This window comes from Thermococcus sp. ES12, assembly GCF_012027515.1.
Classification (GTDB): domain Archaea; phylum Methanobacteriota_B; class Thermococci; order Thermococcales; family Thermococcaceae; genus Thermococcus; species Thermococcus barossii.
In genome coordinates, this window is sequence record NZ_SNUP01000002.1 from 544,786 (window position 1) to 556,730 (window position 11,945).

At 54.2% G+C, this 11,945-nt stretch carries 11 protein-coding genes; 10 read left to right on the plus strand and 1 reads right to left on the minus strand.

Going from position 1 to position 11,945, the window contains the following annotated elements; all coding sequences use genetic code 11:
* The first annotated feature begins 392 nt into the window (after positions 1-392).
* The 8 genes from E3E37_RS07735 (at position 393) to E3E37_RS07770 (ending at position 9,671) form a co-directional block, all read left to right on the plus strand.
* Complete coding sequence (locus E3E37_RS07735) at positions 393-2,813, plus strand: ABC transporter substrate-binding protein (protein WP_232460714.1); 2,421 nt, start codon at positions 393-395, stop codon at positions 2,811-2,813.
* Positions 2,814-2,995: 182 nt separating this feature from the next.
* Positions 2,996-4,051 carry an ABC transporter permease gene (locus tag E3E37_RS07740; RefSeq protein WP_088865656.1) on the plus strand — a complete coding sequence of 352 codons (1,056 nt, stop codon included), beginning with the start codon at positions 2,996-2,998 and terminating at the stop codon, positions 4,049-4,051.
* A gap of 11 nt (positions 4,052-4,062) precedes the next feature.
* Complete coding sequence (locus E3E37_RS07745; RefSeq protein ID WP_088865657.1) at positions 4,063-5,523, plus strand: ABC transporter permease; 1,461 nt, start codon at positions 4,063-4,065, stop codon at positions 5,521-5,523.
* Positions 5,524-5,533: 10 nt separating this feature from the next.
* Positions 5,534-6,493 carry an ABC transporter ATP-binding protein gene (locus tag E3E37_RS07750; RefSeq protein ID WP_088865658.1) on the plus strand — a complete coding sequence of 320 codons (960 nt, stop codon included), beginning with the start codon at positions 5,534-5,536 and terminating at the stop codon, positions 6,491-6,493.
* A gap of 10 nt (positions 6,494-6,503) precedes the next feature.
* Entirely contained in the window at positions 6,504-7,511 is a 1,008-nt protein-coding gene (locus E3E37_RS07755; protein WP_088865659.1) for an ABC transporter ATP-binding protein, read from the plus strand.
* A gap of 25 nt (positions 7,512-7,536) precedes the next feature.
* Positions 7,537-8,019, plus strand: a complete 483-nt coding sequence (locus E3E37_RS07760; RefSeq protein ID WP_232460715.1) for a hypothetical protein — start codon at positions 7,537-7,539, stop codon at positions 8,017-8,019.
* Positions 8,016-8,777: an NAD+ synthase gene (locus tag E3E37_RS07765; RefSeq protein WP_167716202.1), complete on the plus strand. Its 762-nt coding sequence runs from the start codon at positions 8,016-8,018 to the stop codon at positions 8,775-8,777. Before E3E37_RS07760 ends, E3E37_RS07765 begins: the two co-directional genes overlap by 4 nt.
* Positions 8,778-8,786: 9 nt before the next feature.
* On the plus strand, positions 8,787-9,671 hold the full coding sequence (locus E3E37_RS07770) for a DMT family transporter (RefSeq protein WP_167716204.1): 885 nt from the start codon (positions 8,787-8,789) through the stop codon (positions 9,669-9,671).
* On the opposite strand, the gene glnA is transcribed toward E3E37_RS07770, so the two are convergent.
* Entirely contained in the window at positions 9,668-10,999 is a 1,332-nt protein-coding gene (gene glnA / locus E3E37_RS07775) for a type I glutamate--ammonia ligase (RefSeq protein ID WP_167716206.1), read from the minus strand. The two genes, E3E37_RS07770 and glnA, sit on opposite strands and share 4 nt — an antisense overlap.
* 220 nt (positions 11,000-11,219) lie before the next feature.
* On the opposite strand from glnA, the gene E3E37_RS07780 reads away from it, so the two are divergent.
* Positions 11,220-11,627, plus strand: coding sequence for a DUF61 family protein (locus E3E37_RS07780; protein ID WP_088865664.1), 408 nt, complete (start codon positions 11,220-11,222; stop codon positions 11,625-11,627).
* Between the two features lie 5 nt (positions 11,628-11,632).
* Positions 11,633-11,908 (plus strand): hypothetical protein, encoded by a 276-nt coding sequence (locus E3E37_RS07785; protein ID WP_167716208.1) that lies wholly within the window; start codon positions 11,633-11,635, stop codon positions 11,906-11,908.
* The last annotated feature ends 37 nt before the right edge of the window (positions 11,909-11,945 follow it).

An 11,945-nucleotide genomic window follows, 5' to 3' on the forward strand; every position in this document is an offset into this window, starting at 1 on the left:
CGCCCGCACTGGGATGGATGCTAGCCCATTTTAAGTTTTTTGCATATTCCTCTGGAGAGGATAATATAAAACTGGCCGCTAACGATTTTTGGGGCTTTCCTCAACTATATGTAGTCTGTAAATGGTCGAATATGCTATAAGTGTGGCAGACAGGGCTTTCACGCTATTTTTAACAACGCAATGCTAGAACTGGGATTCAACAAGTATTAAATTGCTTATCCAAACCTTGTTATGCCTCTGTTGAAAATGCGACTTTTACAAGAACGTAACCCTTAAATAGGCTTTCAATGTATATCTTCATGCCATTATACACCATATGTGGCAACATTGCCAAAAAGTGAAGGAGGCAGTGGAGTATGAAGAAGGCTTTGGGATTGTTTATTATGGGTTTGATGCTGTTTAGTATTTTTTCAGTCCATGCAGTTAGTGCAGCGGACTACACTCCAAAGGACATTCCGCTGAATAGCGACGAGGCCAAGGCCCGCTTTAAGGCCGACCTCCAGTGGTACCTCAAGTACGGCCACTTCGTCATCAGCAACGGTCCGTACATGCTCGTCATGTACTCTCCGGAGAACCTCTACCTCAAGCTTGAGAAGTTTACTGGCCCGAGGAAGATATTCACCGACACCCTTCCAAAGGACGGTTACGCCGACGTTATTGAGTACCAGGGTGTCCAGAACCCTGAGAACGTTATCCTCCAGATCGCCAAGGGCGAGTACGACCTCGGAATGTTCTCGTTCCCCGCAGGAAAGTACCAGGGTCTCGGTGAGGACGTTCTCGCCAACCTCAACCTGTACAAGAGCGCCAGCTCGTACAACGAGCTGACCTTCAACACCTACCACGACCCGGACAAGGACGCCCCCCTCGTCACCGTGGGTGACAAGGTCTACTTCAACCCGTTCGCCATCAGGCAGGTCAGGTTCGCCATGAACTGGCTCATCAGCAGGGACTACATCGTCCAGAACATCTACCAGGGTAGCGGTGCCCCGATGCTCGGATGCATAAGGCCCAGCCACCCCGCCGACAAGTACTTCGAGCCCGTTTACAAGGCCCTTGGTCTCAGCGGTGCCGGCAACGAGGAGCTTGCTCTCAAGATAATCGGCAACGCTATGCAGGAGGCAGCCCAGGAAGTTGCCAAGTACGGACACACCCTCGAGAAGAAGGAGGGAATGTGGTACTTCGACGGCGAGCCGGTTGAGGTCAAGTTCATCATCCGTATCGAGGATGAGAGGCACGAGATTGGTCTCTACGTTGCCGACCTCCTTGAGAAGAAGGTTGGCTTCAAGGTTGACAGGCTTGAGTGGGACAGGCAGAAGGCCGGTCAGGTCGTCTTCGCCAAGCCGCCGAGCAACTACGAGTGGAACATCTACACCGGTGGATGGGGTACCAGCGGTATCCCGAGCGTCTGGATTGACGACTACACAGCTTGGTTCTACGCCGCCTGGTACGGCTACGTCCCCGGCGCCGTTGATCCGAAGCACATAAACACCGTCACTGTTGAGGATGCTCTCAAGTACCTTGGAGACGGTGACGTTGATGCAGGACTCCAGAAGATCGGAACCACCTACTACAAGAGCGCCGACAGCCTCGGGCCGATGCTCAAGTGGACCGAGGAGGAGCTCACCTACCTGCTGACCTACTTCACCACCAAGGGCGCCAAGGGCACTCCGTACATCCACGACGACCTCATTCCGGACGAGCCGATCAAGATAACCAACGCTGACCAGTACTGGGACCTCCAGAAGATCAGCATGCTCATTGGAATCCTCGAGAGCGAGAGGGTCTTCCTCATTGAGACCTGGGAGTTCTACCCGGCCAACAAGCAGAGGGTTGTTAAGATTACCCCCGAGGCCAGCACCGGTATCGGCCAGCGCTGGAGCATTATGACTGCCGAGACCCCGGACAAGCACCTTAAGATCGCCCAGTTCGCTTCAACCGGTGCCATGTTCATGAGCGCCTTCAACCCAGTCGGCGGTCTGAGTGACGTTTACAGCGTCCGCGTCTGGAACCTCATCAGGGACTACGGTGCCACCACGAACTTCGACGGTATCGTCAGCCCGTACAGGTGCAAGTGGGAGCTCGAGCGCGGTGAGTTTACCGTTCCGGACGATGCCGTCATCTACAACCAGACACAGGGCTGGATCCCAGCCAACGCTGGCCAGAAGGCTGTCGTTAAGGTTAAGGTCACCTGCGACTTCGGCGAGTGGCACAACGGCGTTAAGGGCAACATCGACGACCTCAAGTACTACATAGCCTTCCTCTACACCTGGGCCTACCAGGACGGTGCCGACGACCCGTACTACGACAGCTCACTCGGTGGAACCGCTGGAACGCTCTCCAACATACTCGGCTGGCAGTGGACCGACGACGGCTACGTCGTTTACGGTACCTACGAGCACCCGCTGGCCGACGACATGACCGCTGGCTTCTACGTGTTCTACCCACAGCTCCCGTGGGAGCTCTACTGGGCCATGGGTGAGCTCGTCGCCAAGAGCAAGGAGTACGGCATCGACAAGACCTACTCCTTCAGCAGCGGTGCCGAGGGTGTCCTCTGGCTCGACCTCCTGACCAAGGAGCACGTCGACGACCTCGCCAAGGTCATGCTGAAGATCTCAGGCCTCACCTGGGATGACATAACCAGCACTACCACCACAACGACCTCAAGCGAGACCGGGCCGACAGTCACCACGCCGAGTGAAACCACGACCACCACGACCCCGAGCGGCGGAGGCAACACGACCACCTACGTCGTCGTTGGCCTGGTGATAATCATCATAGCCGCGGCCGCCTGGTACTTCACCAAGAAGAAGTGAAGTAGTTTCGTTCTTTCCCTCTTTTTTGAAATTTTACTCTTATGGTTTTTGACGGTTCTTTCTGGGCTTCTTAGTGCACTTCCATGAAAATGTGCACATCTATGCAGTAAGATATATAAAGCCGGTTTTACAATGCTGAAAAAGATACATTAAACACGAGCAACCTACGTGGGGGTGGAAAAATGGGGTATCTAAAGTACCTGGTGTTTAGGATCCTGAACGCCATTCTCGTTCTACTGATAGTGACGTTTATTATCTCGGCGCTCTTCGTCAAGGTCGCCGAGGAGAGCAACCGCTCCAAGATGTACGAGGAACTGATGCAATGGGAACGAACGGAAGGTGCTAAAATCAAGCAGAGCCAGGGTTTAGAGGCCTTTGAAAAGGCCAAAGCCGAAAAACAGGCATCTCTTGAGGAGAAGTACGAGCTGAACATTCCATACTGGCAGAAGGTTTACAGAAAGTCCATTCGTACCCTAAAACTCGATTTCGGAACAACGAGCATGCCTATCTTCGGAACTAATAGTGTCTCTGACATTATCAAGGTAGCCGTTCCAAGGAGTATTCTGCTCTTCACAACCGCGACAATAATTGTTATCATTCTGGGTATCTTCTTGGGCGTTAGGGCGGCAAGGCACGCGGGCAGTGTCTTCGACAGGGGACTGTCAATCTTCGCACTGCTCACCTACAGTCTGCCGATGTGGTGGACCGGAATGATGTTCCTCCTGATATTTGCATTCAAGCTCGGCTGGTTCCCTCTCAGTTCAATGTTCGACCCGCAGCTCACCGGATGGGAGCACGTTAAGGATGTCCTCTGGAAGCTTGCCCTTCCGGTTTTCACCTACGTCTTCGTCGTCTTTGGTGGCTGGGCCTGGACTACCAGGAACATCATGATAGGCACCCTCCAGGAGGACTTCATCATGGCCGCCAGAGCCAAGGGTGTTCCCGAGCACAAGATTATCTACGGACACGCCCTCCGTGCCGCTGCCCCGCCGATAGTCACCATGATCATCTTCGCCCTCCTCGGTTCGCTCGGCGGTGCCATCATCAGTGAGCTCGTCTTCAACTACCCTGGAATGGGCAGGCTCTACTGGGTCGCCCTTCAGCAGAACGAGACCAACCTCCTCATAGGCCTGACGTACTTCTTCACGGTGCTCTACCTTGCGGGAGTCGTCCTCGCCGACATGGTCTACGGATTCCTCGACCCGCGTGTCAAGGTCGGTGCTTCCGCCAAGATGTGAGGTGATTCACGATGAGATGGGTCGACGTCAAAGAAGGATTTAAGGAATTCCTTGAAGAGTTTAAGAGGGAGAAGACCGGTATAGCCGGCGTCATTCTCCTTGTCATTCTTGTCCTGGTCGCACTCACGGCACCGTACACCACTATGCCTGACCTCCCTGAGAAGTGGAGGAGTTCAGCCTACTGGGAGGACAATCCGAAGAACGTTCCTCCCACCTGGTACAACATGTTCACTTCCCAGAAGCTCGTTCCCCAGGAGGTTTACTATGCCAACGACCTTAAGATCAGCCACCCGAGCGATACCCTAACCGTGATAGAGGCGGACTACCTCTTCCCCGAAAAGCACATCCTTGGACCCCAGGGAATCATCATTAGAGGTCTGAACGTCACGCTCAACGCTCCTTCCAAAGCGCCTACCATGGATGTGTACCTTCTCAGGCCCGATGGAAAGACCATCCCGCTCCTCACCAACAAGCAGCTCAGCTCGGGCACCACTATCTCCATCGGCAGGGACAGTACCATTTCAACCAACGTGTACATATGGCTCGTGAACGTTACTGAGGGAAGGGAGATAACGATGTTCGAGGTACCCCTTGAAACAATCCTCATCAGCGACATGGTTGCTCCGATGTTCGCCAAGGTTGAGCCGGGAATGAACGTGAGTGACATAATAGCCAACCCGCAGCCACTTCACGGCCAGTACAAGCTCATACTCAAGATTAACAACCCTGCTCCTAAGTACAATCAGGTCATCTACGATAACCTTAAGGTCACCTTCCTCGGCAGGAGCTATGGAACGATGGGTACCGACTACCTCGGCAGGGATCTATGGGCCGGAATCATCTGGGGTAGCAGGGTTTCACTGACGATAGGTATACTCGTTTCAGTCCTCAGCACGGTTATAGGCCTAATCTACGGAGTCACCAGTGCATACCTCGGAGGAAACTCCGACGAGATCATGATGCGTATCAACGAGATATTCGCCTCAATTCCGAGCCTGCCGATACTTATCCTCATTGGAGCCACCCTCGGCCACGTTACTCTCTGGTTCATAGTACTGCTGCTGGTCATCTTCGGATGGATGGGAATAGCCAGGATTGCGAGAAGTATGGCCCTCCAGATCAAGGAGCAGACGTACATCGAGGCGGCCAAGGCCCTCGGAGCGGGCAACGGAAGGATTATCTTCAAGCACATCCTCCCGCAGCTACTGCCGTACGCCTTCGCTGTCATAGCACTCAGCGTTCCGGGTGCGGTTATAGCCGAGGCTTCGCTGAGCTTTCTTGGTATAGGTGATCCAAGCGCGGTAACGTGGGGACAGATACTCAACGCGGCACAGGCGCAATCGGCGACCACCAAGGGCTACTGGTGGTGGGTCCTTCCGCCCGGACTTGGGATAGCCGTCGTCGGCCTTACCTTCGTCCTCATCGGTACGGCCCTCGATAAGATACTCAACCCGAGACTCAGGAGGCTGTGAGGTGGTATGAATGGCTAAGAACGTGCTTGAAGTTAAAGACCTCAAGATGTATTACTTCACCAGCAAGGGTGTCGTCAAGGCCGTCGACAACATATCCTTCAACCTCAGAAAGGGTGAAGTGCTGGGACTTGCCGGTGAGAGCGGATGCGGCAAGTCCTCCCTTGGTTTTACCCTTATGGGAATGCCGACTCCTCCTGGCAAGATAGTCAGTGGAAGCGTGAAGATTGACGGCAGGGAGATAGTCGGCCTTCCCGAGGACGTTCTCAGGAAGGAGATTCGCTGGCAGAAAATTTCGATGATATTCCAGGGTGCGATGAACGCCCTCAACCCCGTTTACACTGTCGGCTACCAGATGACCGAGCCACTCATACTTCACAAGGGAATGAGCAAGGAAGAAGCCCTCGACAGAGCCCAGAAGTACCTCGAACTCGTCGGCCTCGACCCAGAGATAGTCTACCGCTACCCACATGAGCTCTCTGGTGGCATGAAGCAGCGTGTCATCATCGCAACGGCACTCCTCCTTGAGCCAGAAGTCGTCATTGCCGACGAGCCGACAACGGCACTCGACGTGGTTGTTCAGGCCCAGATCATCAACCTCATGAAGAAGCTGAAGAAGGAACTCGGTCTCTCGATGATATTCATCACTCACGACCTCAGCATCCTGGCTGAGATCAGCGACAGGGTTGCGATAATGTACGCGGGTAAGATAGTTGAGATAGGCGACAGCGAGAAGGTTTACTATGAGCCGGCCCATCCCTACACCCAGAAGCTCCTCGCGGCAATACCCAGGCTCCACGAGGACGTCGAGAAGCTGGAGTTCATCCCAGGACAGCCGCCCAACCTCATCACGCCGCCGAAGGGATGCCGCTTCCACCCGAGGTGCCCCTACGCGATGCAGGTTTGTAAGGAGCAGGAACCCGAGCTGAAGGAAGTTGATAAGGACCACTACGCCGCATGCTGGCTGCTGTGAGGTGTGAGAAATGGCCGAGCCGATACTTAAAGTTGAAAATCTGAAGAAGTACTTCCCGATCAAGAGGGGATTCATAGACACCATCAAGGGCGCTCCGCAGAAGAAGGTACACGCGGTGGACGGCATCAGCTTTGAGATATATAAACAGCAGGTCTTTGCCCTCGTCGGTGAGAGCGGCTGTGGAAAGTCAACCACCGGAAAGCTGATCGTCAAGCTCCTGGAACCGACGGACGGCAGGATATACTTGGAGGGCAAGGATGTCACGAACATCAGCACCAAGGAAGAGATACTTGACTACAGAAGGCACGTGCAGATAATCTTTCAGGACCCGTTCAGCTCGATGAACCCTCGCTTCAGGATATTCGACATCCTCGAGGAACCGCTCCTCATACACGGCATAGGCGAAACCAAGGCCGAACGCGAGGAGCTCATATACAAGGCCCTTGAGATGGTCAAGATAACCCCGCCAGAGGACTACGTCGGCAGGTTCCCGCACATGCTCTCCGGCGGTCAGAGGCAGCGTGTCGCCATAGCAAGGGCCCTCATCCTCAACCCGACCTTCATCGTTGCCGACGAGCCGGTCTCGATGCTTGACGTGTCCATCCGTGCCGAAATCCTTGAACTGATGAAGGAACTGAAAGAGAAGATGGGCGTTACCTACCTCTACATTACCCACGACATGTCCACGGCAAGGTACTTCGCCGACTGGATGGCGGTCATGTACCTCGGAAGGATAGTCGAGATGGGGCCGGTCGAGAAGGTCATCGACAACCCGCTTCACCCGTACACGAGGGCCCTCCTGGCAGCCGTTCCGGAACCCAAACCGGAGCGCAGGAACATCATCAAGGAGCTACCGATCAGGGGTGAGGTGCCCAACGCCGTTGATATCCCTCCGGGATGCCGCTTCCACCCGAGGTGCATCTACGCCCAGAAGGGACTCTGCGACACCAAGCACCCGCAGCTCGTCGAGTACGAGCACAACCACTGGGCAGAGTGCCACCTCGTCGGCAAGTACTGACCCCCTTCTTTTCTTTCTCTGGGTGATGACTATGGGAACGTTCAGGGATGCCATGAGTTATCCCCTTCTGAGGGTTGGACTGATAATGCTCATCCTTGCCCTGCTCATCTCCATTGCCGGCTTCTACCGCGTTAATAAGACCTACTCCGCGAGCGGAACCCTGGGAGAGGGCATGCACTATCTGGGAGACGACAAGTTCGAGAACGAGTACCTGTACCACAATAGAACCCTCGTTCTCTATTCCTCCAACGCGAACCTCTCACTCCTTCAAGGGGCTGAAATGACGAACTACACTCTGGTGGATCGAGAGATAACGCTCCACCCGGAGGAGCGACCGGTGATATATGTTTTTAACGGGAGCGTGAATTATACCTACAACGCGACCGCCGTTGACTACCCCTACGCGGTCTATTCCCTATTTGCCTTCGTGCTGATGCTGGTGGGGGTTGTCATGGCGTTCCTGGGCTACACCCAGTTCCTGAGGGACGTAAAGGAGGGTAAGAAATGAGGGAGCTTGATTACAACTTTGCAATTGAGAGACTCACTACATTCATCCGGGAGAAGGCTGAGGAGACCGGTGTGGACGGAGTCGTCGTAGGTGTAAGCGGCGGAATAGACAGCGCCACCGTTGCCTACCTCGCCGTAAAGGCCCTTGGAAAGAGGAGGGTTCTTGGCCTGATAATGCCCTACTACGAGAACCGCGACCTTGACGACGCCAGGCTGGTCTGCGAGAGCCTGGGAATTGACTACAAAGTTATCAACATAAGGTCCATTGTGGACGAGTTTGAGAGTGCCGTTGGAGGGCTCGATACAAGGAGCAGGGGAAACGTCATGGCCAGAACGAGGATGGTTCTGCTGTACGCCCATGCTAACGCCATGAACCGGCTCGTCCTTGGAACCAGCAACAGAAGCGAGTTTCTGACCGGTTATTTCACCAAGTGGGGCGATGGTGCCAGCGACTACGCTCCGCTGATAAACCTCTACAAGACCGAGGTCTGGGAGATAGCGAAGCTCCTTGGTGTTCCCGAGAGGATAATCGAGAAGAAGCCGTCGGCAGGCCTGTGGGAGGGGCAGACGGACGAAGATGAACTGGGAATAAGCTACCGCCTGCTCGATGAAATCCTCTGGCGCATGGTTGACCTTGGGATGGGAAACGCCGAAATAGCGAGAGAGCTCGGAATAGGAATCGAGATGGTCGAGTACGTCGAGAATCTCGTTAAGAAGAGCGAGCACAAGAGACGCCTTCCGGTTGGCCCCGTCTTCTGAGGTGAGTCCATGAAACGAGGATACCTTTTCGTTTTTCTTGCCGCGTCCATGTGGGGAACCCTGGGGATATTCGCCAAGTACCTCGACGGTTTTGGACTGACTCCATTCACGATGGTCTTCTACCGTGTTTTCTTTGCCCTCCTCCTTCTGGCGATTTACCTTCGGCTCAGGGGGATAGGATTCGCCCTTGAGCGCCCCCGCCTGAGGTTCTACGCCCTCTACGGCTTCTTCAGTATCTTCCTCTTCTACACGCTGTATTTCTACACGGTGACGATATCCTCTGTCTCCTTCGCGGTTCTGCTCCTCTACACCGCCCCCGTTTACTCCATAATCCTCGGCAGACTAGTGTTCAACGAGCCCCTGAGGCGGGAGAAGATAACAGCTCTGTTCATGGTTATGCTGGGCGTTGTCCTCGTGAACTGGGGTGATATGCAGTTCTCCACCAAGGCGCTGGTCTTCGGACTGCTGACCGGTCTGACCTACGCACTCTATGGTGTTCTTGCAAAGTTTGCCGTCAGGGACGATGAGCCCGAAAAGGCGCTCTTCTATACTCTCCTCTTCGGCATGTTCTATCTCCTGCCCTTCGCCGACTTCTCGGTGCCCTTTGGTGCCGTTCCGTATCTCTTTGCCCTGGCGTTCTTTCCAACGTTTCTCGGTTACATACTCTACAATCACGCGCTGAAGGAAATAGAGGTCAGCAGAGCCAGCATAGTAGCCACGATCGAGCCGGTGGTCGCGATAACCCTGGCGTTCTTGCTCTTCGGTGAGACCCTCACCCCCGAACAGCTCATCGGGGCGGTTCTGATAATAGGAGGCTCAATGCTGGTGCATCTGAAGGAGAAAGAAAAGCCTGGGGAAGCGGTTATCGAGGAAGTGCTTGAGGAGGTTCATTAGACGTGGAAGTACCTCTCCATCTCCCACTCCGTTACCTTCTTCGTCCCCTCGGGAAGACCCTTGGCGCCGAGGTATTCTAAGTATTCCTCCCACTCGCGTTCCTTGTAGGTCCGGAAGTTCCTGTACGCCCCACCCAGCGCTTTCCGTACAACTTTGTCTTTCTCCAGCAGCTCCAAGGCTTCTCCGAGACTTTCTGGAAGCGTATCTATCCCGAGGCTTTCCCGCTTGGAGCCGTCCATCTCGTAGACGTTTTCCTCCACGTAAGCGCTGGGCTCGAGTTTTCTTCTTATACCGTCCAAGCCCGCCATCAGTATCGCGGCGAAGGCCAGGTAGGGGTTTGCACTTGGGTCCGGACAGCGGTACTCTATCCTCGCCCCGTTGCCCCAGAACGCGGGAACCCTTATCAGTGCACTCCTGTTCCGGTATCCCCAGCTTATGTAGACCGGTGCCTCGTAACCCGGAACGAGGCGCTTGTAGCTGTTCACCGTCGGGTTCGTTACGGCAGTCAGGGCCTTTGCATGCTTCAATATCCCGGCTATGAAGTGCAGTGCCGTCTCGCTCAGCCCGTCCTCACCGATGAACGCGTTCTTTCCGTCCTCCCAGAGGCTTATGTGGAGGTGCATCCCGTTGCCGGGAAATCCGTAGAGGGGTTTGGGCATGAATGTGGCGTAGAGGCCATGTGCCTCTGCGGTCGCCTTCACTATGTGCTTGAAACTGATGATGTTGTCGGCCGTTCTGAGCGCCTCATCGTAGCGGAAGTCTATCTCGTGCTGGGCCTTTCCAACCTCGTGGTGAAGAACCTCCGGGATGAGTCCAAGGGAAGGCATACGGAGCGCTATTTCCCTGCGAATACCCCTGGCCTTGTCCAGGGTCACCAGGTCGAAGTAGCCGCCGCTGTCGGGTATCTGAAGCTCCCAGGAGCCGTTCTTCCTGAAGAGGTAGAACTCGGGTTCCGGTCCAATGTATGCTTTGAAGCCTGCCTTTTCAAGCTCTTCAAGGGCGTTTCTGAGAACTCCTCTGGGATCCGCGTGGTAGGGTTTATCCCCCTTGTAGATATACCCGTAGACCCTGGATACGCCCTCCCATGGGATTTCGGCGTAGGTTGATGGGTCTGCTTTGAAAATCAAATCGCTGTCCTCTATCCCCTCGAATCCGGGAATTGAGGAGCCGTCAAAGGCTATGCCGTCATCTATGGCCTCGTCATATCTCTCTATGGGAACCTCCATGCCCTTAGGAACGCCGTTTATGTCCACAAAAATGAGCTGGATGAACCTTACCCCTTTAGATTCAAGTGCGTGCTTCACGCCGGACATGCTCAAACTGTTCATCTTTATCACCCATCATTACTTGAATGTTCAGTATTAATACCAGTTTACTGAACGATTAATGCAATAAAAGCCTTTTTACTGAGTCTTTGTCATTATGACGACGGTGAGATTGAACACTCCAACGATTGACAAAAAATTGTCATTCCGCTCGCTATTTCTGCCTATTTTTAACAGATTAATGTTAAGCAAAGGTTTATTGGATTCAGGAGTAGGCACGAACATGCCGAAGGCTGAGGACATACTCAACAGGGAGATAGCCAGAGTGAACCTCCATCTCCCAGCCAGCAGGCCCACGCTGGGGGAACTGCTCAGTGAGGATGAGCCGAAGGTCAAACTGCGGGACGGGAGCTACCACTACTTCAAGCGCTCCGAGCTGGAGTACGTTCTCTCCCTCCTTGACAGGGGTGAGGAAGAGCGTCTCAGGATACCCATAGTGCTTGAGATAAGCACCCTTTACAGGGGCTACTTTAGGGTGAGGGGCCGGCTGGAGGTTAAGGTCGTGGACAAAATCCTCGGCACCTACGATATCCTTGCTGATAAAGCAGAGGAGCTGTATCCCAGGTACCTTCTTCCGAAAATAAGAAAAGCCCTTCCAACGACAACGACCTACGCGTTCATAACGGAGTGATGGGTATGGACGAAGATCTCAGAGTTTTGAGGGACTACCTGGCCTTCACGGTTCCCCACGTCACGGTGCTCGCCGGCGCCCTCCTTGGGGTGCTCCTGATACTTGGCGTGAGCGTTAACACGGCCCTCGGGATATTTGCGGTGTTCTACGGCCTTATGCTCTTTGTGCTGGGTCTCGTCATAGGAACTCACCTCTCCAGGCTCATATGGTACAGGCTCATGATGGCCGCCTTCGCCGGTTTGATGGTCGTTGGTGTCTTTATTCTGCTCTATGGGGAGTAGACTTTATATGGGTGAAAACACAACTATCGATGGTGGG